Here is a 21,256-nt window from a genome sequence, read left to right on the forward strand (position 1 = left end):
TGGCCATTAGGACCATGCTCATTCGATAGGCGATAACAAAGCTCCCCGAAAAAACAGGGCAGTCGGAAACCGGCGGAAGGATTGGGGTGGACGACGCAGGGAAAGCCCCTCTCCCACTGGGAGAAGGAATGCCGCGCTGGCTTTGGCAGGATGCCATCTTGAGGGCGAATACCGTCTGGCCTGATTTTCGGCGGAACGTTGTCTGAAGCATCTGCTGAATATAGGATTAGCGTCCTGCTTTCTCGCGGAGCCCCTATGTCCCCCGTTGCCCGGTTTCCCACCCCCTTCACCGCTCAGCGCCGCCATGGCGATGGCGGCGTTGAACAGTTGAACAGGGGCCGGAAAACCGTTTCACGGCGTTTCAAACGTTCCATCCACCCCCGCAAAACAGGGGTGCAGACCTCAGAACTGGTCTTCGCTCAGCGCCATCACGGTGTTGCGGGCGCTGGCGATGGTCGGCAGCAGGGCGGGGGCGGTCGCCAGAACCTGCTCGGCGTAGAAGCGCGCGACGATCAGCTTGGTTTCCAGAAAGGCCGCGTTGGCGCCGGGCTGGCGCAGACCCTCCATCGCCTTCATCGCCGAGCGGGCGAGCATCCAGCCGCCGGCAACCGTGCCCCACAGCTTCAGGTAGGCCACGGCACCGGCGGCGGCGCCTTGTAGGTCGCCCTCCGCCTGGGTCGCGACCATCCAGTCGATGGCGCGGTCCAGCGCGTCCAGACCGGCCGACAGCTCGGTGCGGATCACCGCCAGATCGTCGCCGGGGGCGGCCCCCAGTTCTTCCACCGTCGCCCGCATGTCGGCGACGAAAGCACGGGCGGCGGCCCCCTTGTCGCGGCCGGTCTTGCGGAAGGTCAGGTCGTTGCCGTGGATGCCGTTGGTGCCCTCATAGATCGGGGTGATGCGGGCGTCGCGGTAATGCTGGGCGGCCCCCGTCTCCTCGATGAAGCCCATGCCGCCATGGATCTGCACGCCGGTGGACGCCACCTCGCAGCCGATGTCGGTCGACCACGCCTTGACGATGGGGGTCAGCACATCGACCCGCGCCGTGGCCGCGGCGCGGACGCCCGCATCCTCGTGGTGGCGGGAGATGTCCAACTGCGTGCCGGCATAGAGCGCTAGGGCGCGGGCGGCTTCCGTCTTGGCCCGCATGTCCAGCAGCATGCGGCGCACGTCCGGATGCTTGATGATGGCGACGCCGGAGCCCTTGGGATCGGCCAGATCCTTGCTCTGCACGCGGCTCTTCGCATAGTCGCGGGCCTGCTGGTAGGCGCGTTCGGCAATCGCCACGCCCTGGATGCCGACGCCGAGCCGGGCGTTGTTCATCATCGTGAACATATATTCGATGCCGCGGTTCTCCTCGCCGACGAGGTAGCCGATGGCGCCCTCGTCGTCGCCGTAGGCCATGACCGCGGTCGGGCTGGCCATGATGCCCAGCTTGTGCTCCAGGCTGGCGCAGCGCAGGTCGTTGCGCTGGCCGGGCGTGCCGTCGGGGTTGGGCAGGAATTTCGGCACGATGAACAGGCTGATGCCCTTGATGCCGGCCGGGGCGTCGGGCAGGCGGGCCAGCACCAGATGGACGATGTTCTCCGTCAGGTCATGCTCGCCATAGGTGATGAAGATCTTCTGGCCGCTGATGCGGTAACTGCCGTCGCCGGCCCGCACCGCCCTGGTCCGCACCGCGGCGAGGTCGCTGCCCGCCTGCGGCTCGGTCAGGTTCATCGTCCCGGTCCATTCGCCGGAGATCATCTTCGACAGATAGACCGCCTTCTGCTCGTCGCTCGCATGCTCGGTCAGCAGATCCACCGCGCCCTGGGTCAGCAGCGGGCAGAGGCCGAAGGACAGGTTGGCGGCCTGCCACATCTCGTTGACCGCGAAGGCGACCGTCCAGGGCAGGCCCTGCCCGCCATACTCCGGCTCGAAGGGCAGGCTGTTCCAGCCGGCTTCGGTGAACTGGCCATAGGCCTCCTTCCAGCCGGTGGCGGTGCGGACGACGCCGTTCTCCAGCTTGGCCCCTTCCTTGTCGCCCACCCTGTTCAGCGGGGCGAGCACGCCGGAGGCGAATTTGCCGGCCTCCTCCAGGATGGCGTCGACCAGATCGGGGGCGGCGCTGTCGCAGTGGGGCAGGGCGGCGATGGCGTCGAGGCCGACCACCTCGTTCAGGACGAAGCGCAGATCGTCGACCGGAGCGGTGTAGGTCATGGCGGGGCGAGTCTCCCAGGACGTATTTATGGGGGCGAATTGCTTGGTTTACCTATAGGTCAACATACAGCATCGGATGGCGCTTGGCGAGAGGGCGGGATGCCGCGTCCATCCCCTTCATCAAGGCTAGGCCAGCCATGGGGCAGCATCAACCCCCCAGCCGACTGGCACGGCGTCTGCATAGGAAAGGACGCCTCCCACCGGGGCCTTCACACGGGGATCGACCCATGACCTACGCTTCCGCCCTCGGCAATCCCAGCAACGCCGCCACCCAGGCCGCCGCCGCCTCGCGCGGTCCGGCCACTGTGGAGGCTGCCGTGCGCAATGCCAGCGCGAAGACGGGGGTCGATTTTTCCTACCTCATGGAAAAAGCTGCCGTGGAGAGCGGGTACCGCACGGACGTAAAGTCCTCCTCCTCCTCGGCGACCGGGCTCTACCAGTTCATCGACAGCACCTGGCTGCAGACGATGAAGGAGCATGGCGCCGACCATGGCTATGGCAAATACGCCAACGCCATCCAGACCCGCGGCGACGGCCGGCCCTATGTCTCCGACCCGGAGATGAAGAAGGAAATCCTGGAGCTGCGCAAGGATCCGACCGCGTCGGCTCTGATGGCCGCGGAATACACCCGCGACAACAAGGAGTATCTGGAAGAGACGGTGGACGGCAAGATCGGCTCGACCGAGCTGTACATGGCGCATTTCCTGGGGGCCGGCGGTGCCTCGAAGTTCCTGAACGCGATGCAGGAGAACCCCGGCCGCACCGCCCGCGACGTCTTCCCCGACGCCGCCGCCGCCAACAAGAACGTCTTCTACGACAAGGCCACCGGCAAGGCGAAGTCGTTGAAGGAGATTTACGACCGCTTCGCCTCCAAGTTCTCGGAGAACCCGATGGCGAATTTCGCCCCGGCCCAGGTGGCGAACGACGCGGTGCGCAAGCAGGACATGCCGGACGGCTTCACCACCCAGGTGCCGACGGCCCCGGCCAAGGCGCTGAACGGCACGCCGCTGTCGATCTATCAGGTGCTGGCGCTGAACGCGCTGGAGACGCCGGACGAGGTCGACAGCGTCAGCGGCCGCCCGGCCCGCCTGCGCGACAAGGAGCATCGCCGCATGCGCGACGAGCCGGTGCGCACCGACCAGTCGTCGGGCACCGGCGTCGCCGTGGGCTTCGGCCTCGGTCTGGGCCGGATCGTCGGCTCCGAATCGGCGACGCCGGTCGCGTCCGCCACCGCGGGCGCGGCCGGAACCGACGCGGTCTCCAAGGCGGCGTGACGCTGGAAGCGGAGCGGGGAGGGGGCAAAATACCCTACGCTGGCGCTTTGACTTGATCGCCGGATGGGTGCAAGGTCGCGCCGTTTTTGGCGCTCACCCCTCAGGACCGATCATGAGCAACCAGCAGCCCGCCGTCACCTTCGAGGAAATCCGCGCGCTCGTGCGCAACCTGCCCGGCCCCGACCTGGAGGCCGGCACCGCGGCTCTCCAGCGCGAACGGCAGCTGACCAAGCCGGCGGGCTCGCTCGGCCGGCTGGAGGAGATCGCGCAGTGGATGGCGACCTGGCAGGGCCAGCACCCGGCCGAGGCGCGCCGCCCGCGCGTCGCCGTCTTCGCCGGCAACCATGGCGTGGCCGCCCGCGGCGTCTCGGCCTATCCGGCCGAGGTGACGGTGCAGATGGTCGCCAACTTCCAGAACGGCGGGGCTGCGGTCAACCAGCTCTGCGAGGTCGCCGACGCCGACCTGCGCGTCTATGAGCTGGACCTGGAGAACCCGACCGCCGACTTCACCCAGGGCCCGGCCATGGGTGAGGAGGAGTGCTGCCGCACCATGGCCTACGGCATGATGGCGGTGGAGATGGGCGTCCAGCTGCTGTCGCTGGGCGAGATGGGCATCGCCAACTCGACCTCGGCGGCGGCGCTCTGCCTCGCGCTGTTCGGCGGCGAGGCGGCCGATTGGACCGGCCGCGGCACCGGCATCGACGACGACGGGCTCGCCCGCAAGATCGCCGCGGTCGAGGCCGGCGTCGCCGCCAACCCGCAGGTCAAGGACGACCCGTTCGAGGCGCTGCGCTGCCTGGGCGGCTACGAGTTCGCCGCCATCGCCGGCGCCATCCTGGCCGCCCGCGTCGCCCGCGTTCCGGTGCTGCTCGACGGCTTCGCCTGCACCGCCGCCGCCGCGGTGCTCTACAAGGCCGACCGCCGCGCGCTCGACCATTGCATGGTCGCCCACCGCTCGGTCGAACCGGGCCACAGCCGCCTGATGCAGCTGATCGGCAAGGAGCCGCTGCTCGATCTCGGCATGCGGCTGGGCGAGGGATCCGGTGCGGCGCTGGCGATCAACATCGTCAAGTCGGCCGTCGCCTGCCACGCCGGGATGGCAACCTTCGCCGACGCAGGCGTCAGCACGCAGGGGTGATTGTGGAGTCGGGTGTCGTGAGGGCTTCCGTGGCCCTCACAGCATCCCGTCCGCCAGATCGCTGATCGCGGCCGACAGGAACAGGTCCAGCATCACCAGCGCGGCGGCGGCAAGACCCGACAGCGACAGGGCGGTGCGCAGGACGAACCACTGGTAGGTCAGCATCGCCATCATGACGCCGAAGACGAGCGCTTCGGACACGCCCGACGGCAGCAGGCCGGCGGCGGACAACAGGATGGCCGGCAGATAGATCGCCATCTGCACAACCGCCGACCAGTTGTAGGCGGCGAGCGCACCGGGATAGAGCTGCTCCTTGCCCAGCAGAGACGCGATGCGGAACAGGGCGAGCGGGAAGGCGGTCCAGCTGACCACATAGGCGATGCCCTCCACCGTCACCAGCTGCAGGACCGGTGTGCCGTCCAACTGGTCCCACAGGCGGATCGCCAGCAGCAGCGCATAGGCCGGCAGCACCACCAGGGCAGCGTAGAAGGAGTTCAGCGCGCCGTCGGGCGTGCGGTCGAAGAACTCCATCCCCGTCCGGTCGAAGCGGGCCAACCGCCAGGCGCCGGTCAGTGCGGACAGGATGGCGGGCGTGGTCAGCGGCATCGTGGTGTCCCGGTCAGACCTCTCACCCGGCAAGGCGCGTGAACACGCCCTTCAGGATCGACTCGTAGATGGCGGTCAGCTGGCGCAGATCCTCCACCGAACAATATTCATCCACCTTGTGCATGGTCTGTCCGACCAGCCCGAATTCCACCACCGGGCAGACATTCTTGATGAAGCGCGCGTCCGACGTGCCGCCGGTGGTCGAGTATTCCGGCCGGCGCCCGGTCACCCCCTCCACCGCCTCGGCCACCAGTTCGGTCAGCGGACCCGGCGGGGTGACGAAGCTGTCGCCGGAGCAGTAGACCTCCAGCTCATAGGCGCCGCCGACGGCATCGAAGGTCCGGCGCAGCCACGCCTCGATGCCGGCCGGGGTGTGGGCGTCGTTGAAGCGGATGTTGAAGGTCGCCTTGCCCTGGGCCGGGATGACGTTGGTCGCCGTGTTGTCGACGTCGATGGTGGTCAGCGCCAGGGTGGAGGGCTGGAAATGCGCCGTGCCTTCGTCCATCGGGTCTTCGGTGATGGCGGCCAGCATGCGGACCAGCCGCGGCAGCGGGTTGTCGGCCAGATGCGGGTAGGCGACGTGGCCCTGCGCGCCGAACACGGTCAGGAAGCCGGTCAGGCTGCCGCGCCGGCCGATCTTGATCATGTCGCCCAGCGCCTTGGGGTTGGTCGGCTCGCCGACCACGCAGGCATCGATGCGCTCGCCGCGCTCGGCCATCCACTCCAGCACCTTGCGGGTGCCGTTGATCGCCACCCCCTCCTCGTCGCCGGTGATCAGCAGGCTGATCGAGCCGGCGGGGGGCCCGTCCTCCAGCCGGCGCGACACCGCGGCGACGAAGGCGGCGATGGCGCCCTTCATGTCCACCGCGCCGCGGCCGAACAGACGCCCGCCCATCACCTCGCCGGCGAAGGGATCGACGGTCCAGCCCCGGTCGCCCGGCGGCACCACGTCGGTGTGGCCGGCGAAGCAGAAGTTCGGCCCCTCGGTGCCGAGCCGGGCATAGAGGTTCTCGACCGGCTCGGTCCCCTCCTGCTGGAAGCGCAGGCGGTGGCAGGTGAAGCCCATCGGCGCCAGCGCCGCCTCCAGCACGCTGAGCGCACCGTCGTCGCGCGGCGTGACGCTGGGGCAGCGGATCAGATCCTGGGCGAGGGCGACGGGGTCGATGGTCATGCGGCTCTTTTCCAACCGGCCCGGCCTCCGCCGGTCGTCATCCCCGCGAAGGCGGGGATCCAGGTGCAGGGCCGGAATGCTGTATGCGACGCCTGGACCCCCGCCTTCGCGGGGGTGACGCTTGGTCTATTGGCGGATCAATCCCGCAGCAGGTCGTTGATCGCGGTCTTGGAGCGGGTCTTCTCGTCGACGCGCTTGATGATGACGCAGCAGTACAGGCTCGGGCCCGGCGTGCCGTCGGGCAGCGGCTTGCCCGGCAGCGAGCCGGGGACGACGACCGAATAGGCCGGGACGCGGCCCATGAAGATCTCGCCGGTGTGGCGGTCGATGATCTTGGTCGAGGCGCCGATGTAGCAGCCCATGGAGATGACGGCGCCTTCCTCGACGATCACGCCCTCGACGATCTCCGAGCGGGCGCCGATGAAGCAGTTGTCCTCGATGATGACGGGATCGGCCTGCAGCGGCTCCAGCACGCCGCCGATGCCGACGCCGCCCGACAGGTGGACGTTCTTGCCGATCTGGGCGCAGGAGCCGACGGTGACCCAGGTGTCGACCATGGTGCCGCTGTCGACATAGGCGCCGACATTGACGAAGCTCGGCATCAGGATGACGCCGGGGGCGACATAGGACGACTTGCGGGCGATGGCGCCGGGCAGGGCGCGGAAGCCGGCGTTCTGGAACTGGCCTTCGCTCCAGCCCTCGAACTTCGGCGGCACCTTGTCGTACCAGGAGGAGCCGCCGGGACCGCCGGGGATCATCTCGTTGGCGTTCAGGCGGAAGGACAGCAGCACCGCCTTCTTCAGCCACTGGTTGACCTTCCAGCCGTCCGCGGTCTTTTCCGCGACGCGCAGATCGCCGGCGTCCAGCGCGTCCAGCGCCGAATTCACGGCGTCGCGGACCGAACCGGTGGTGGCGGTGGTGAGATCGGCGCGGTTTTCCCAGGCGGCGTCGATGGTGGCTTGCAGGCTGGCGTGGCTCATGGCGCGGTCGTTCTGCTGTCGATTGTCCAAGGGACGGCACCATGGAGCCGCATCGCCGCCCCTGTCAACCATACCCGCGGCCGGCATCGGCCGGTTTGCGACAAAGCCCCCGGACTGCCCCCCTCAAACCCCCGCCACCGCCGCCAGCCAGGAGGGCAGGTCGTCGACGGTGTGGTCGATGTGGACCCCGGCGCCGACGCCGGCCTTCTCGTACTCCTTCTCGCCGCGGACCCAGACGGTGGTCATGCCGAGCGCATGGGCGGGGGCGAGGTTGCGGGCGATGTCCTCCACCATGCAGGCGTCGGCCGGATCGACGCCGTGGCGTTCCACCAGCGTGGCATAGGGGCGGGGATCGGGCTTCGGCACGAAGCCGCCGGCGGCGATGTCGAACACGGCGTCGAACCGGTCGAGGATGCCGAGCCGGCCGGCGACGTTCTCGGCATGGCGGACCGAGCCGTTGGTGTAGATGATCTTGCGGCCGGGCAGCCGCGCCAGCGCGTCGGCCAGCAGGGCGGAGGGCTGGACCCCGGTCACGTCGATGTCGTGGACATAGTCCATGTAGGCGACCGGATCGACGTCATGCTCCATCATCAGGCCGCGCAGCGTGGTGCCGTATTCGCGGAAGAAGTGCTTCTGCCGCACCCGCGCCTCGTCCATCCCGATGTTGAAATGGGTGGCGATGAACTCGTTGATCCGGAGGTCGACCTGGGCGAACAGGTTGCAGGACGCCGGATAGAGCGTGTTGTCGAGGTCGAAGATCCACACGGCGCGGTTGCGCAGGGCGGCGAGGGGATGGGGCGCGGAGCCGGAGGTGGAGCCGGTCGTGAAACCGGTCGTGGAGCTGGGCGCCGGAGCGGCGGCCCTGTCCTGGGGGGAGGTCGGGACGGTCATCCCACAAGAATGGGGCCGCCGCCGTCCGGCCGCAAGGCGCTTCACATGGTCGCAGGCGCGCAGCCGCCCTTTGGCCAAGCCGACGCTATGGGGAGTCTCCCGCGTCGTTGGTTGATTGAAGATTAACCCCTAAAGAGGTAGCATGGACCAGACCTTGTAATGGTTTACAGCCAAAGGTTTCCGCTCCGCCTGCCTCGTGGCCCGCAAGCCTCGTGGATTGCCCTCTGGGATTGCCGTGGACCTTCTTCTGACCACCGGTACCTCTGCCACCGCTTCCGCCGCCACCGGCGGCCAGACCGGCCCCGTGCCATTGGTCGCGCTGTATCCCGGCCCGGCCCTGCGGCTGGATTCGGCGCTGGCCGTCGCCGAAGCGAATGCCGAGGCGGAAGACATGATGGACAGCGATCCGCGCTGGCTGCCGGAGTTGCGCAACTGGCTGTCGGCCTCCAGCGTGGCGCCGGGGCTGCGCTCGGTGCCGGTGGAATCGCTGCGCGGGATCATGATCGTCGAATGGGCCGGCGTGCCGCTGCCCGACGGCGGGTTCCTGCTGCTGGGCCGCGACGACACGCTGGAGCGCCAGCTGCGCCACACGCTGACCGAATCGCGGCGGCGCTACAAGGATCTGGTGGAGGTCTCTTCCGACTTCGCCTGGGAGACCGGGCCGGACGGCACCTTCGTCTTCGTCAGCCATAAGGGTGCCTTGGGTTATCCGGCCGACGCGCTGATCGGCTGCGACCCGCGCAGCTTGGCGCTGGAAGAGGCGGAAGACCTGCCGATGCCGTTCGACTGCCGCCGGGCGATCGACCAGACGGAGCTTTGGCTGAAGAGCGCCGACGGCACGCCGGCCTGTGTCGTCGCCTCCGCCCTGCCGCTGTTCGGGGTGCAGGGCGACTGGATCGGCGCCCGCGGCGTCTGCCGCGACGTGACCGAACAGGTGCTGCGCTCCAACGAGCTGGCGCGCATCCGGAACCGTGAACGGCTGCTCGGCCACATCGTCCATACCCTGCGCGACAGGCTCGACGCCGCGGAGGCGCTGGCCGTGGCCGCGACGGAAACGGCGCGGGCGCTCAGCGCCGACGGCTGCCGCATCTATCGGGCGGAGGAGGGTGCGGCCGGCGGCAATGGGGGCAGCCGTGTCGTGCTGTCGCTGGTGGCGGAGTTCGGCGCCAAATTGCCGGGCGTCGGCACCGCCCTGCTCGACCGCATCGCCAACAGCGAAGGGCTGGTGACCGACCGGCTGGGCGACGTGCAGCTGATCGGCGAGCGGACGGAGTACCGGCAGGCGGCGAACGGCGCGCTGCTGGTCTGGCGCGCCGGCGATTCCGAGCCATGGGACGAAGACGACCGCCATCTGATGTCGGGCGTGGCCGACCATATCGGCATCGCGCATGCCCATCTCGCCTACCAGGAGCGGCTGCGCCGGCTGTCGGAGCGCGACGGGCTGACCGGACTGTTCAACCGCCGAACCTTCTTCGAACGGCTGGAGGAGTCGATCTGCCGGCCGGACAGCGGGCCGTCGGCCCTGCTCTATGTCGACCTCGACAATTTCAAGGCAGTCAACGACCTGCATGGCCACCAGCAGGGCGACGCGGTGCTGAAGGCCATCGGCACGCTGCTGAGCACCGGGGTGCGGCCGGGCGACCTGCCGGGTCGCCTCGGCGGTGATGAGTTCGTGCTGTGGCTGGGCCGCACCGACGAGGCGAAGGCCCGCATCGTCGCCGAACGGCTGCTGAACGGCATGCGCGATCTGGCCCACCTGTCGGCCAGTCCCGAGAAGCCGCTGGGCCTGTCGATCGGCATCGCCGTCCACACCCCCGGTCGCGGCGAATCGGTGCGGGAGTTGACCGACCGGTCCGATGCCGCCATGTACGACGCCAAGAAGAGCGGCAAGGGCCATTTTGCCCTGGCCCCCGCCTATCGGGCGGCCGCTCAGGCATCCTCCTCCGATGTTTCCGCCGCGGAGCCTATACCGTGACCCCGCCCGCCAATCCGCGTCCCGAAACCCTCGACCCCGCCGACTATGAATCCGCCAAGCGGATGGTGCAGAGCGAGGATCCGGCGGTTCGCCGGAAGGTTGCCGAGCATCCCAAGACCCGGCCGGAGCTGCTGTATTTCCTTGCCGCCGATGCCGCGGCCGAGGTGCGGCGCGCCATCGCCACCAATGCCGGCACGCCGCGGCAGGCCGACCTGCTGCTGGCCAAGGACCGCGAGGTCATGGTGCGGCAGGCGGTGGCGCGGAAGATCGCCCGCCTGCTGCCGGAGCTGTCGGCCGACCAGGCGATGCAGATCGAACGGTTGACGGTGGAATGCCTGGAGACGCTGGCCCGCGATCAGGCGACGGAGGTGCGCGGCATCCTGGCCGAAGCGCTGAAGGACCTGCCCAACGCGCCGCACGGCGTGATCAACCGGCTGGCCCGCGATGTCGAGCTGTCGGTCTGCGCGCCCGTGTTGCAGCATTCGCCGATCCTCACCGAAGAGGATCTGACCGACATCATCATGAAGGGGCCGGTGCGGGGCGCGATGACCGCCATCGCCAGCCGGCACAACGTCACAGCCTCCGTCGCCGACGCCATCGCGCGCTCGGACGACGAGGCGGCGGTGACGGCACTGCTCGGCAACCCGTCGGCCCAGATCCGCGAAGAGACGCTCGACCGCATCCTCGATCAGTCGCCGCAGCACGAACCCTGGCATTCGCCGCTGGTCCGCCGACCGCGGCTGCCGGCCCGTGCGGTGGCGCGGTTGGCCAGCTTCGTCGCCGACAAGCTGCTGAAGGTGCTGCAGGATCGCGACGACCTCGACCCCGACGCCACGCGCGGGCTGGTGGAGGCGGTGCGCCAGCGGGTGGGGCAGGCAGCCGGCGCACCGCCCGGCCTGCCGCTCGGCCCGGTCGATTTCGGCGAGGAGGCCGTCGGCGGTGCCGCCGCCGGGCCGGAGAAGCCGGTCGAGCGTCCCGGCGACAAGGCGGCACGCCTGAACAAGGAAGGCAAGCTGACCGAGAAACTGATCGAGGGCTCGATGGTGGAGGGCGACCGCGGCTTCGTCATGGCCGCCTTGGCGGAGCTTTCGCAGATTCCGCTGCCGGTGGTCGACCGCATCGTCGCCACCCATGCGCCGCGCGCCGTCACCGCCCTGGTCTGGCGCGCCGGGCTGACCATGCGCTTCGCCCGGCAGGTTCAGTTGCGGCTCGCCCAGATTCCGCCAAAAACAGCGCTTAATGCTCGGGACGGCACGCACTATCCGATGACCGATGAAGAGATGCGCTGGCAGCTCGAATTTTTCGGCGTCGAGGAGAAGGCGTGACGTTTTCCCCCTGTTCGGGTTGTCTCCGGTATGCGTGTCGCCTTTCTCGCCTTCTTCTTCGTCCTGATCGCCGCCGCCACCAGCTTCGCCGCCCCGCCGCGCGAAACGCCGGAGGAGCGCGAGGTCGCAGCCACCTTCGACGCCGCCCGCACGGCGCTGTCCGAGAAGCGTGGGTCGGCGGTGATCCCGCTGCTCACCCGCAATTCGGTCAAGACGCTGGAGTCGGTGCGCGACGCCGCCCGCCAGCCCGGCGATGCGCCCCTGCAACGGCTGGAGCCGGCGGAGCGTTTCGCCGCCATGGGGCTGCGCCGCTATCTTGGCCCGGCGGACCTGCGGCGCATGTCGGTCGGCGACATCGCCAACCATGCGCTGAAAGCCGGCTGGCTCGGGCCGAACGTCATCTCCCGCAGCGCGCTGGGGCCGGTGCGGGTGAAGGGCGACCGGGCGTCGGGCCTGCTGATGGTCGACAACCGGCCGGCGCTGGTTCCTGCCGATTTCGTCCGCGAGGGCGGGGCATGGCGCATCGACCTCGCCAGCGTCTTCACCTTCGGCGGCCAGATGCTGAAGGGCTTCGCCGCCATGGCCGGCAAGGATGAAACCGCCTACATCGGCGAACTGCTCGACCGGCTGCCGGCCAAGCCGGGAGCGATGACGGTGCAGTGATCCGGAAGCGGTTCTTCCATTCCCTTCATCCACCCTCTTTTATCCAGCCTCTTTAATCCCTCCGCCCGCATCCATCGGTGCGATTGCGGCGACTCCGGCGATTGCGTAGACTCGCGCCCGCTTCCACCAAGTGTTGGCGCCGACGATGACCGCACCGGAAGAGACCGCTTCCTCACCGACCCCCGGCCGTGCCGTGCCCTGCGGCGCCCGGTTCCGTGCCGACGTTCTGGAGCTGGCCGCCGCCCGCGGGGCAGCAGTGCCGATGCTTGTGGCCGCCGCCCTGCTGCTGGCGCCGAAGGGGGGTGCCGATCCGGGCCTGCGCGACCCGGAGGGGGAGGCGCTGCTGGAGGTGGGAGAGATCGACGCCAGCGACGGTGCGATCCGCAAGGCGCTGGCCGCCGCCCTGGCGCTTGCCGATCCCGGCGCCCGCATCCTGCCGGGCGAGGATGTCCGCCGGCTCGAAGCCGCGGTGGAGACGCTGGGCTACCGCAACAAGACGCTGGCCCACGCGCTGCAACGCCTGTCCTTCCAGCCGCTCGACGGCCGCATCACGCAGGTGCGCGACGCCGCCCAGCTGTTCGGTTTCGTCAATGAATGGTGCTTCGACGAGGATCAGGTCCGGCGGCGCTTCCGCGAATTGGCGCCGGTCTATCATCCGGACACCGGCATCGTCGCCTGCCGCGAGCGGATGGGCCAGCTGATCGACGCCCGCAACCTGCTGGTCCGCCATGTCCGCAGCGTCTACGGCTCCGGCGACTGGATGGCGCAGCGGGGCGGGCCCTCCGTTTAAAACTTTGGCCGCCTGAATTCGGAGTCCTGAACCGACCGCTCAGCTGGCCAGCCCGATCGCCTCCTCGACGATCGCCTGGTCCATGGTGGCGCCGTCCAGCACCGCACCGGTCAGGTCGGCACCGGTGAGGTCGGCTTCGCTGAGGTTGGCGCCGCTCAGGTCGGCACCGGCGAGATTGGCGCCGGAGAGGTTGGCCTTGCGCAGGTCGGCCTTGCACAGCAGCGCCATGCCGAGCCGGGCGCGTTGCAGGTTGGCCCGCCAGACATGGCCGCTCATCGTCTGGATATGGACGGGGCCGAGCTGGGCGCCGGTCAGGTTGGCGCCGGTCAGGGTGGCGCGTTCGAAATTCACCCCGCGCAGGTCGGCCTTCGACAGGTCGGCCTTGCGCAGGTCGGCCAGCGACATATCGGCTATCGCCATGGCGGCACCCGACAGGTTGGCGCCGCGCAGCGCGATGCATTGCAGGATCGCCGCCGACAGGTTGATCCCGTCCAGCCTGCGCCCCGACAGGTCCAGCGCCGACAGGTCGGCGCGCTTGCCGGCCTTGCCGCCGCTGTCGATCCAGCTCAGATGCTCCATCAGCATCTCGCGCAGGTCGTCCTCCGGGTTCTCCAGCGTCTTTGCCAGCACCGCCGCCTGGAGGTTGGGCGAACGCATCTGCGCCGCGTCCAGAATGGCGCCGATCAAGGTGGCGCCGCTGAAATTGGTGCGGTTGATGGCGCAGCCGGTCATCACCGCCCCGGACAGCCGGGCGCCCGACAGGTTCGCCTCCGTCAGGTCGGCGTCGGTCAGGTCGCAGCCGGTCAGGTTGGATCCGGTCAGGTTGGCGCGCATGAACTTGGTGCCGCGCAGGACGGCGTCGGTCAGGTCGGTCTGCATGACGAAGGCGTTGGCGATCTTGGCCCGCGACAGGTCGGCGCCGCGGATGGTCGCCGCCGTCAGTTCCGACGTCAGGACGGAATCCTCATATTCATGGGCGTACATCTCGCCGCTGGAGTCGTAATGCAGCAGCGTGCCGTCGCGCAGGTCGACCTCCACCAGCGTCGCCTCGCTCAGCACGGCGCCGCGCAGGCAGGCGCCGCGCAGATCGGCCCGGCGCAGATCCGCCTTCTCCAGGTTGGCGAGCCGCAGGTCGGCGGCATAGAGGTTGGCGTTGGCGAGGTTGGCGCCGGTCAGCCGGGCGCTGAACAGCTTCGCCCCCGACAGGTCGGCGTCGGACAGGTCGATGCCGGACAGATCGAGGTGCGACAGGTCGCGCATCTTCAGGTTGGCGCGCACGCCGCCGGGCTGGCTTTTGCGGAATGCCTGGTGCCGCAACAGGATCGCGTTGAGCTGGCTCTGGGTCAGCTTGGTTCGCGGGCTGTTGGACCCAAAGCCCTGGGCGGACGACATCGCCGGCATACCTTCTCTATTTGGTGACTCATAATCCGAAAGAGTCGCCAAAATTTGGTTAAGGGTTGATGGCTTGTGACAAGCTTGGGGCCGATAACCGCCTCCGGGCAAGGCAGACGTAAGGACGACAGCAAAAGACCGACTGTGGCGGTTGACTCGGCCTGCCGGCTTCTCTATGGTCCGCCGACCTGTCTTCCGCAAAGCCGATAGACCGGGTACCCCGGCCCAACGCCGGGTATCTCCGCCAGTCCGCGAAATTCGCGCACTGGCGCTTTCGTGCTTGTGCGGGTGGCGGCCCTGACGCTGGACCCGGAACTGGGGAACGAGTATCGCATGTTCGAAGGCCTGACCGGACGCCTGGGCGACATCTTCGACAAGCTGCGCCGCCGTGGCGCGCTGACCGAAGAGGACGTCTCCGCCGCACTGCGCGAAGTTCGCGTGGCGTTGCTGGAGGCTGACGTCGCTCTGCCCGTCGTCAAGCAGTTCGTCACCCAGGTGAAGGAACGCGCCGTCGGGCAGGAGGTGCTGAAGTCGGTCACCCCCGGCCAGCAGGTCATCAAGATCGTCCACGACAACCTCGTGGAGATGCTGGGCGAAGGCGCCGAGATCAACCTGAACGCCGCCGCCCCGGTGCCGATCCTGATGGTCGGCCTCCAGGGTTCGGGCAAGACCACCAGCACCGCCAAGATCGCGCTGCGCCTGAAGACGAAGGACCGCAAGAAGGTCCTGATGGCCTCGCTGGACGTCCGCCGTCCGGCCGCCCAGGAGCAGCTGAAGGTTCTCGGCGAGCAGACCGGCGTCGCCACGCTGCCGATCGTGCCGGGCCAGGACCCGGTCGCCATCGCCAGGCGCGCCATCGAGACCGGCCGTCTCGAAGGCTATGACGTCGTCATGCTCGACACCGCCGGCCGCCTCGCCATCGACGAGGAGCTGATGGCGGAGGTCGCGGCCGTCCGCGACGCGACCAAGCCGGTGGAAACCCTGCTGGTCGCCGACGCGATGACCGGCCAGGATGCCGTCACCGTCGCCACCAATTTCAACGACAAGGTCGGTATCACCGGCATCGTGCTGACCCGCATCGACGGCGACGCGCGCGGCGGTGCCGCCCTGTCGATGCGCCAGATCACCGGCAAGCCGATCAAGCTGCTGGGCGTCGGCGAGAAGATCGACGCGCTGGAGCCCTTCCACCCCGACCGCATCGCCGGCCGAATCCTCGGCATGGGCGACGTGGTGTCGCTGGTGGAGAAGGCCGTCGAGACCATCGACAAGGACGAGGCCGAAAAGCTCGCCCGCAAGATGGAAAAGGGCCAGGGCTTCGACCTCGACGACATGGCGATGCAACTGAAGCAGCTCCGCAAGATGGGCGGCATGTCCGGCCTGATGGGAATGCTGCCGGGCATCGGCAAGATCAAGGACCAGCTGAAGGACGCCAACGTCGACGACGGGATGATCAAGCGCCAGGAGGCGATCATCTCCTCGATGACCAAGGCGGAACGCAAGAACCCCGACCTGATCAAGGCTTCGCGCCGCAAGCGCATCGCCGCCGGTTCCGGCACTTCGGTGCAGGAGGTCAACAAGCTGCTGAAGCAGTTCGAGACCATGCGCGGAATGATGAAGCAGGTGCAGAAGCTTGGGAAGAAGGGGATGCTGCGCGGCGGCCTCGGAAACCTGCTGCCGAAGGGACTCGGCGGCTTTGGCGGCAAGGGGCCTTTCGGCTGACCTGACCGCCTCTCGAAATCACCCGATACCTGTTTGACTTGAGAAGAGAAAGTTTCGACCAATGGCTTTGAAGATTCGTCTGGCTCGCGGTGGTGCGAAGAAGCGTCCGTTCTACTCGATCGTCATCGCGGACGCCCGCAGCCCGCGTGACGGCCGCTTCATCGAGAAGATCGGCACCTACAACCCGATGCTGCCGCGCGAGCATGAGCAGCGCATCATCCTGAACGCCGAGCGCGCCAAGCATTGGCTGTCGGTCGGCGCCCAGCCGACGGACCGCGTCGTTCACTTCCTGGCCACTGCCGGCCTGGTCGAGAAGCCCGCCGTCCGCGAGACTCCGAAGAAGTCGGCTCCGAAGGCCAAGGCGCAGGAGCGTCTGAAGGCCGAGGCCGCCGCTGCCGCGGCTGCCGCAGAAGGCTGACCTTGGGGCTGAGGTTGGGTCTAAAGGTAAGGTCGGGCCGGTTGGCCCGCAGGGTTGAGGTCGTGACGACGTGCCGGGTGCTCCTTCGATGACCGCCAAAATCTGTGTCGGCCAGTTCGCGGGATCGCACGGCGTGCGGGGGCTGGTGAAGCTGCGCAGCTTCACCGCCGAACCTGCCGACGTCATGACCTACGGCCCGATGTCGGACGAGACCGGGACCCGCCGGTTCACGGTGACGCTCCAGGGCATGGTCAAGGACAACTTCCTGGCCAAGGTCGACGGGGTGACCAGCCGCGAACAGGCGCAAGCCCTGGCCGGTGTGCGGCTCTATGTGGAGCGCGGCGCTCTGCCGGCGACGGAGGACGAGGACGAGTTCTACCATGCCGATCTGATCGGCCTGCGTGCGGAACTCGCCGACGGAACCGTCTACGGCACGGTGAAGGCGATCTACGACTTCGGCGCCGGCGACGTGCTGGAGATCAGGACCGCAGGCGGGCCTTTGGAGATGCTTCCCTTCTCCAAGGCCTGCGTGCCGGTGGTCGATGTCCGGGGCGGCCGCATCGTCGTCGACCTTCCCGCCGTGATCGAGGCCCGCGAGGACTCCGGTGACGAGGCGGAGGAGGGTGAAGAGGATGGAGACCGGAGCGGGGAGGAGGGGCCGTGAATCACGGCGCCGACGGTCCGCGGGTCTGGACGGCCAAGGTTCTGACGCTGTTCCCGGAAATGTTTCCGGGGCCGCTCGGCCACTCGCTGGCGGGCAAGGCGTTGGAAAATGGAGTCTGGGCGCTGGAATCGGTGGACATTCGCTCGTTCGCGCGCGATAAACACCGCTCCGTCGACGAGACCCCCTTCGGCGGAGGGGCCGGCATGGTCATGCGGCCCGACGTGCTGGACGCGGCTTTGACTGCGACGGCGGGACCTGTGGGGGCACCGGGACGCGGCCGGGCGATTTATCTGTCGCCTCGCGGACGGGTGCTGAACCAGGAACTGGTCAAGGAGCTGGCCGCCACCCCGGTGGTGACGCTGCTCTGCGGCCGGTACGAAGGGGTGGACCAGCGGGTCCTCGATGCGCACGGCCTCGAAGAGGTCAGCCTCGGGGATTTCGTGCTGTCCGGCGGGGAGCTCGCCGCGCTCAGCCTGATGGATGCCGTGGTGCGCTTGCTCCCCGGTGTCATGGGCAATGTTGAGACGGCGGGCGAAGAGAGTTTCGAACGGGGGTTGCTCGAATACCCCCACTACACCCGGCCGGCGGTCTGGACCGACGGACAGGGTGTGGAGCGCACGGTGCCGGAGGTTCTGCTGTCCGGTCACCATGGGAAGGTCAAGGCCTGGCGGCTGGCCGAGGCGGAGAAGATCACGGAGGCCCGACGGCCGGACCTGTGGTCGCTCTACCAGGCGAGCCGTCCGGCAGTAACTGTTACGAACAAGGGTCGGCGGCAGGCTCGCCGGCGCGACCCGAAACCGGAGTGACGGTCCGCCGCGAGGCGCGCCGATAGAAAAGGGGTAGTGCTATGAACCTGTTGCAGCAGCTCGAGCAGGAGCAGATCGAGAAGGCCCTCGGTGGCAAGACGATCCCGGAGTTCTCCTCGGGCGATACCGTCCGCGTGAACGTGAAGGTCGTCGAGGGCACGCGCGAGCGCGTCCAGGCCTATGAGGGCGTCGTGATCGCCCGCAAGAACGCCGGTGTGAACAGCTCCTTCACCGTTCGCAAGATCAGCTACGGCGAGGGCGTGGAGCGCGTGTTCCCGCTGTACTCCCCGCGCATCGACTCGATCGAGCTGGTCCGCAAGGGCGCCGTCCGTCGCGCCAAGCTGTACTATCTGCGCGATCTGCGCGGCAAGGCCGCCCGCATCGCCGAGCGCACGACCGGCCGCGGCATGGTCAACGGCCGCCGGGCTGCCGAGTAAGGCGCCTTCCGGTTCGGTTCAGGTTCATAGATACGGCGCCCGGCCGTCCGGCTGGGCGCTTTCTTCCCGTCACCATCAGCAAAGTTTAAGGAGTAGGCGCCATGAAGCGCACGTTCCAGCCGTCCAAAATCGTGCGTAAGCGTCGTCATGGCTTCCGCGCCCGCATGGCCACCGTCGGCGGCCGCAAGGTGATCGCCCGTCGCCGCGCCCGCGGCCGCAAGGTTCTGAGCGCCTGATCCCCGCTATGGCGGCGCCGGGCCACGAGGTCGGGCGCCTGATGCGGCGGCCGGAATTTCTGGCCGTGGCCGGGACACGGCGAAAGCATGTGGCTCCCGGCCTGATCCTCCAGGTGCGCCGGCACGACGACAAGCAGCGGCCCGCCGAAGGCGGTCCGCCAATCCGTCTCGGTTTGACGGCGAGCCGCAAGGTCGGCAACGCGGTGGTGCGCAATCGTGCCCGCCGCCGTTTGCGTGAGGCCGCGCGGCAGATTCTGACCGTTCATGCGGCGCCCGGCCACGACTTCGTGCTGGTCGCCCGCGGCGGCACGGCCGAGCGGCCGTGGACCGACCTGCTCGGCGACCTTGCCGCCGGGCTGAAGCGCCTCGGCCTGTGGCGCGAGGCGGAAGGGTAGGAGGCTCGCGACGTCATGTTTCGCATCGCCGGCCTCAGCCCGCTCGCGCACCTGCTCCGCGCGCTCGTCTATCTCTATCGCTGGACCTTGTCGCCCTTCGTGGGCTGGCAGTGCCGTTTCCAGCCGACCTGCTCCTGCTACGCCATCGAATCGCTGGAAAAGCATGGGGCCATCCGGGGGGGATGGCTGACTGTGCGCCGGCTCGGGCGTTGCCATCCCTGGGGCGGGTCGGGCTGGGATCCCGTGCCCGATCCCGTGCCGCGGCCGGCGCCCCTGGCGCCGCATCGCTGCGGACTGCGGGAAAAGGGGCATGCGGCGGTTGCCCAGCCCGGCGAAAACCCGTAACAAGGCCGCGCACACGCCGCCCTTCTTCCAAAGGCCCCACGGCAACCGGGACGCCATGACCGACCAACGCAACCTCATCATCGCGATTGCCCTGTCGATCGCCATCCTTCTGGGCTTCCAGTTTTTCTACGAGAAGCCGCGGGTGGAGCAGCAGAAGCAACTCGCCGCCCAGCAGGCCGCCCAGACGGAGCAGTCGGTGCCGGTGCCGGCCCCCGGCGTGCCCGCCCAGCAGCCTCCGGCCACGGCTGAGGTCGCGAAGGAGCGCCCCGTCCTGCTCGCCGAGCAGCTGGCGGCCGGTACCCGCGTGAAGATCGACACGCCGGCCCTGCACGGCTCCGTCAACCTCGTCGGCGGCCGCATCGACGACCTGACGCTGGCCCAGTACCACGAGACCCCGGACCCCAAGAGCCCGGAGATCGTGCTGCTGGCCCCGGCCGGCACGCCCGCCGCCTATTATGCCGAGTTCGGCTGGGTCCCGCAGGGCGCCGGCATCGCCGCTCCGACCGCGACCACCCGCTGGACCGCCGACGGCGCCGCGCTGACCCCTGACAAGCCGCTGACCCTGACTTGGGACAACGGCCAGGGGCTGGTGTTCGAGCGCAAGATCGCCGTCGACCCGGACTTCATGTTCACGGTGACGCAGACCGTCCGCAACACCGGCACCGCCCCTGTCACCCTGCTGCCCTACAGCCTGGTGTCGCGCAGCGGCACGCCGCACACGTCGGGCTACTACATCCTGCATGAAGGCCCGCTCGGCGTCTTCAACGGCTCGCTGACCGAAGAGAAGTACGACGACGTCCGCAAGGCCGGCTCGATCGCCAAGGAGACCACCGGCGGCTGGGTCGGCATCACCGACAAGTACTGGCTGGTGTCGCTGGTGCCCGACCCGAACGAGAAGGTCACGGCGCGCTTCCTCTACAACCAGGTTGCCAACACCGACCGCTACCAGACCGACACCATGGGTGCGCCGGTCACGGTGGCGCCGGGCGCCTCGGCCGAGAACACCGGCCGTCTGTTCGCCGGTGCCAAGCAGGTGAAGCTGCTCGACGGCTACTCCGAGAAGCTGAACATCAAGAACTTCGATCTGGCGATCGACTTCGGCTGGTTCTACTTCCTGACCAAGCCGTTCTTCTACGCGCTGGATTTCCTGGGCCGCATCATCGGCAACTTCGGCGTCGCCATCCTGGTGCTGACCGTCTGCGTCAAAGCCGTCTTCTTCCCGCTCGCCAACAAGTCCTATCAGGCGATGAGCAAGATGAAGGCCCTGCAGCCCAAGATGCAGGAGCTGCGCGAGAAGTTCAGCGACGATCAGGCGCGCATGAACCAGGAGCTGATGGCGCTGTACAAGCGCGAGAAGGTCTCTCCAGTGTCGGGCTGCCTGCCGATCCTGATCCAGATCCCAGTGTTCTTCTCGCTCTACAAGGTGCTGTTCGTGACCATCGAAATGCGGCATGCGCCGTTCTTCGGCTGGATCCACGACCTGTCCTCGCCCGATCCGACGACCATCTTCAACCTGTTCGGCCTGATCCCCTGGGATCCGCCCGCCATGCTGCATCTCGGCCTGTGGCCGCTGATCATGGGCGTGACGATGTGGTTCCAGCAGAAGATGAACCCGGCCCCGCCGGACCCGATCCAGGCGAAGGTGTTCCAGTTCCTGCCCATCGTCTTCACCTTCATGCTCGCCGGCTTCCCGGCCGGTCTGGTGATCTACTGGGCCTGGAACAACACCCTGTCGGTTCTGCAGCAGTGGACCATCATGAAGCGCATGGGCGTGAAGGCCTGATCCGTCAGGTCCTGACCCCCCTGCCCAATGCCTGAGACCTGCCGCCGGC

21 protein-coding genes are annotated in these 21,256 nt (G+C 68.4%); 15 read left to right on the plus strand and 6 right to left on the minus strand.

The window, feature by feature from the left end; translation table 11 throughout:
* Positions 1-402: 402 nt before the first annotated feature.
* Positions 403-2,199 (minus strand): acyl-CoA dehydrogenase, encoded by a 1,797-nt coding sequence (locus tag ACWPN3_RS26085; RefSeq protein ID WP_492240004.1) that lies wholly within the window; start codon positions 2,197-2,199, stop codon positions 403-405.
* Positions 2,200-2,426: 227 nt separating this feature from the next.
* Between ACWPN3_RS26085 and ACWPN3_RS26090 the strand changes: the two genes are divergently transcribed.
* Positions 2,427-3,473 (plus strand): transglycosylase SLT domain-containing protein, encoded by a 1,047-nt coding sequence (locus tag ACWPN3_RS26090; protein ID WP_492240005.1) that lies wholly within the window; start codon positions 2,427-2,429, stop codon positions 3,471-3,473.
* Positions 3,474-3,585: 112 nt separating this feature from the next.
* On the plus strand, positions 3,586-4,611 hold the full coding sequence (gene cobT, locus ACWPN3_RS26095) for a nicotinate-nucleotide--dimethylbenzimidazole phosphoribosyltransferase (RefSeq protein WP_492240006.1): 1,026 nt from the start codon (positions 3,586-3,588) through the stop codon (positions 4,609-4,611).
* Between the two features lie 36 nt (positions 4,612-4,647).
* Here the strand turns inward: cobT and ACWPN3_RS26100 are convergent, their stop codons facing one another.
* From ACWPN3_RS26100 to ACWPN3_RS26115, 4 genes are all read right to left on the minus strand, one after another.
* The gene (locus ACWPN3_RS26100) at positions 4,648-5,217 is read right to left on the minus strand and encodes a hypothetical protein (protein WP_109449955.1); all 570 of its coding nucleotides are present in this window, start codon (positions 5,215-5,217) and stop codon (positions 4,648-4,650) included.
* A gap of 22 nt (positions 5,218-5,239) precedes the next feature.
* The gene (gene dapE / locus ACWPN3_RS26105) at positions 5,240-6,388 is read right to left on the minus strand and encodes a succinyl-diaminopimelate desuccinylase (RefSeq protein ID WP_109449957.1); all 1,149 of its coding nucleotides are present in this window, start codon (positions 6,386-6,388) and stop codon (positions 5,240-5,242) included.
* Between the two features lie 137 nt (positions 6,389-6,525).
* Positions 6,526-7,368 carry a 2,3,4,5-tetrahydropyridine-2,6-dicarboxylate N-succinyltransferase gene (gene dapD, locus ACWPN3_RS26110; RefSeq protein ID WP_109449959.1) on the minus strand — a complete coding sequence of 281 codons (843 nt, stop codon included), beginning with the start codon at positions 7,366-7,368 and terminating at the stop codon, positions 6,526-6,528.
* A gap of 123 nt (positions 7,369-7,491) precedes the next feature.
* Positions 7,492-8,259, minus strand: coding sequence for a pyrimidine 5'-nucleotidase (locus ACWPN3_RS26115; RefSeq protein WP_492240007.1), 768 nt, complete (start codon positions 8,257-8,259; stop codon positions 7,492-7,494).
* 235 nt (positions 8,260-8,494) lie between these two features.
* Between ACWPN3_RS26115 and ACWPN3_RS26120 the strand changes: the two genes are divergently transcribed.
* From ACWPN3_RS26120 to ACWPN3_RS26135, 4 genes are all read left to right on the plus strand, one after another.
* The gene (locus ACWPN3_RS26120) at positions 8,495-10,234 is read left to right on the plus strand and encodes a sensor domain-containing diguanylate cyclase (RefSeq protein ID WP_492240008.1); all 1,740 of its coding nucleotides are present in this window, start codon (positions 8,495-8,497) and stop codon (positions 10,232-10,234) included.
* Positions 10,231-11,559 carry a DUF2336 domain-containing protein gene (locus ACWPN3_RS26125; protein WP_109449965.1) on the plus strand — a complete coding sequence of 443 codons (1,329 nt, stop codon included), beginning with the start codon at positions 10,231-10,233 and terminating at the stop codon, positions 11,557-11,559. The genes ACWPN3_RS26120 and ACWPN3_RS26125 overlap by 4 nt, the downstream gene beginning before the upstream one ends.
* A gap of 30 nt (positions 11,560-11,589) precedes the next feature.
* The gene (locus tag ACWPN3_RS26130) at positions 11,590-12,222 is read left to right on the plus strand and encodes a hypothetical protein (protein WP_492240009.1); all 633 of its coding nucleotides are present in this window, start codon (positions 11,590-11,592) and stop codon (positions 12,220-12,222) included.
* A gap of 145 nt (positions 12,223-12,367) precedes the next feature.
* Positions 12,368-13,012 (plus strand): hypothetical protein, encoded by a 645-nt coding sequence (locus ACWPN3_RS26135; RefSeq protein ID WP_492240010.1) that lies wholly within the window; start codon positions 12,368-12,370, stop codon positions 13,010-13,012.
* 39 nt (positions 13,013-13,051) lie between these two features.
* Here ACWPN3_RS26135 and ACWPN3_RS26140 read toward each other — a convergent pair whose 3' ends face one another.
* Positions 13,052-14,404: a pentapeptide repeat-containing protein gene (locus ACWPN3_RS26140; RefSeq protein ID WP_109453085.1), complete on the minus strand. Its 1,353-nt coding sequence runs from the start codon at positions 14,402-14,404 to the stop codon at positions 13,052-13,054.
* Between the two features lie 333 nt (positions 14,405-14,737).
* Here ACWPN3_RS26140 and ffh point away from each other — a divergent pair, with 333 nt between their 5' ends.
* From ffh to yidC, 9 genes are all read left to right on the plus strand, one after another.
* Positions 14,738-16,123, plus strand: a complete 1,386-nt coding sequence (gene ffh / locus ACWPN3_RS26145; RefSeq protein WP_376958309.1) for a signal recognition particle protein — start codon at positions 14,738-14,740, stop codon at positions 16,121-16,123.
* A 61-nt stretch (positions 16,124-16,184) separates the two neighbouring features.
* Positions 16,185-16,541 (plus strand): 30S ribosomal protein S16, encoded by a 357-nt coding sequence (gene rpsP, locus ACWPN3_RS26150; RefSeq protein ID WP_042704821.1) that lies wholly within the window; start codon positions 16,185-16,187, stop codon positions 16,539-16,541.
* 88 nt (positions 16,542-16,629) lie between these two features.
* Positions 16,630-17,205: a ribosome maturation factor RimM gene (gene rimM / locus ACWPN3_RS26155; RefSeq protein WP_492240011.1), complete on the plus strand. Its 576-nt coding sequence runs from the start codon at positions 16,630-16,632 to the stop codon at positions 17,203-17,205.
* A 59-nt stretch (positions 17,206-17,264) separates the two neighbouring features.
* Positions 17,265-18,011, plus strand: coding sequence for a tRNA (guanosine(37)-N1)-methyltransferase TrmD (trmD, locus tag ACWPN3_RS26160; protein WP_492241370.1), 747 nt, complete (start codon positions 17,265-17,267; stop codon positions 18,009-18,011).
* Between the two features lie 41 nt (positions 18,012-18,052).
* Positions 18,053-18,448 carry a 50S ribosomal protein L19 gene (gene rplS / locus ACWPN3_RS26165; protein ID WP_109150133.1) on the plus strand — a complete coding sequence of 132 codons (396 nt, stop codon included), beginning with the start codon at positions 18,053-18,055 and terminating at the stop codon, positions 18,446-18,448.
* A gap of 101 nt (positions 18,449-18,549) precedes the next feature.
* Positions 18,550-18,684, plus strand: coding sequence for a 50S ribosomal protein L34 (gene rpmH / locus ACWPN3_RS26170; protein WP_012973146.1), 135 nt, complete (start codon positions 18,550-18,552; stop codon positions 18,682-18,684).
* A gap of 8 nt (positions 18,685-18,692) precedes the next feature.
* Positions 18,693-19,079 (plus strand): ribonuclease P protein component, encoded by a 387-nt coding sequence (gene rnpA, locus ACWPN3_RS26175; RefSeq protein ID WP_098740537.1) that lies wholly within the window; start codon positions 18,693-18,695, stop codon positions 19,077-19,079.
* A 15-nt stretch (positions 19,080-19,094) separates the two neighbouring features.
* On the plus strand, positions 19,095-19,424 hold the full coding sequence (yidD, locus tag ACWPN3_RS26180; protein WP_109449973.1) for a membrane protein insertion efficiency factor YidD: 330 nt from the start codon (positions 19,095-19,097) through the stop codon (positions 19,422-19,424).
* A gap of 55 nt (positions 19,425-19,479) precedes the next feature.
* Positions 19,480-21,207, plus strand: a complete 1,728-nt coding sequence (gene yidC / locus ACWPN3_RS26185; protein ID WP_109453089.1) for a membrane protein insertase YidC — start codon at positions 19,480-19,482, stop codon at positions 21,205-21,207.
* Positions 21,208-21,256: the final 49 nt, after the last annotated feature.

Source organism: Azospirillum sp. UENF 111221 (genome assembly GCF_058780625.1).

Coding starts and splice junctions, on each gene's coding strand:
- ACWPN3_RS26085 (WP_492240004.1), bottom strand. CDS start 2,199: ATGACCTACACCGCTCCGGTCGACGATCTGCGCTTCGTCCTGAACGAG.
- ACWPN3_RS26090 (WP_492240005.1), top strand. CDS start 2,427: ATGACCTACGCTTCCGCCCTCGGCAATCCCAGCAACGCCGCCACCCAG.
- cobT (WP_492240006.1), top strand. CDS start 3,586: ATGAGCAACCAGCAGCCCGCCGTCACCTTCGAGGAAATCCGCGCGCTC.
- ACWPN3_RS26100 (WP_109449955.1), bottom strand. CDS start 5,217: ATGCCGCTGACCACGCCCGCCATCCTGTCCGCACTGACCGGCGCCTGG.
- dapE (WP_109449957.1), bottom strand. CDS start 6,388: ATGACCATCGACCCCGTCGCCCTCGCCCAGGATCTGATCCGCTGCCCC.
- dapD (WP_109449959.1), bottom strand. CDS start 7,368: ATGAGCCACGCCAGCCTGCAAGCCACCATCGACGCCGCCTGGGAAAAC.
- ACWPN3_RS26115 (WP_492240007.1), bottom strand. CDS start 8,259: ATGACCGTCCCGACCTCCCCCCAGGACAGGGCCGCCGCTCCGGCGCCC.
- ACWPN3_RS26130 (WP_492240009.1), top strand. CDS start 11,590: ATGCGTGTCGCCTTTCTCGCCTTCTTCTTCGTCCTGATCGCCGCCGCC.
- ACWPN3_RS26135 (WP_492240010.1), top strand. CDS start 12,368: ATGACCGCACCGGAAGAGACCGCTTCCTCACCGACCCCCGGCCGTGCC.
- ACWPN3_RS26140 (WP_109453085.1), bottom strand. CDS start 14,404: ATGTCGTCCGCCCAGGGCTTTGGGTCCAACAGCCCGCGAACCAAGCTG.
- ffh (WP_376958309.1), top strand. CDS start 14,738: ATGTTCGAAGGCCTGACCGGACGCCTGGGCGACATCTTCGACAAGCTG.
- rpsP (WP_042704821.1), top strand. CDS start 16,185: ATGGCTTTGAAGATTCGTCTGGCTCGCGGTGGTGCGAAGAAGCGTCCG.
- rimM (WP_492240011.1), top strand. CDS start 16,630: ATGACCGCCAAAATCTGTGTCGGCCAGTTCGCGGGATCGCACGGCGTG.
- trmD (WP_492241370.1), top strand. CDS start 17,265: ATGTTTCCGGGGCCGCTCGGCCACTCGCTGGCGGGCAAGGCGTTGGAA.
- rplS (WP_109150133.1), top strand. CDS start 18,053: ATGAACCTGTTGCAGCAGCTCGAGCAGGAGCAGATCGAGAAGGCCCTC.
- rpmH (WP_012973146.1), top strand. CDS start 18,550: ATGAAGCGCACGTTCCAGCCGTCCAAAATCGTGCGTAAGCGTCGTCAT.
- rnpA (WP_098740537.1), top strand. CDS start 18,693: ATGGCGGCGCCGGGCCACGAGGTCGGGCGCCTGATGCGGCGGCCGGAA.
- yidD (WP_109449973.1), top strand. CDS start 19,095: ATGTTTCGCATCGCCGGCCTCAGCCCGCTCGCGCACCTGCTCCGCGCG.
- yidC (WP_109453089.1), top strand. CDS start 19,480: ATGACCGACCAACGCAACCTCATCATCGCGATTGCCCTGTCGATCGCC.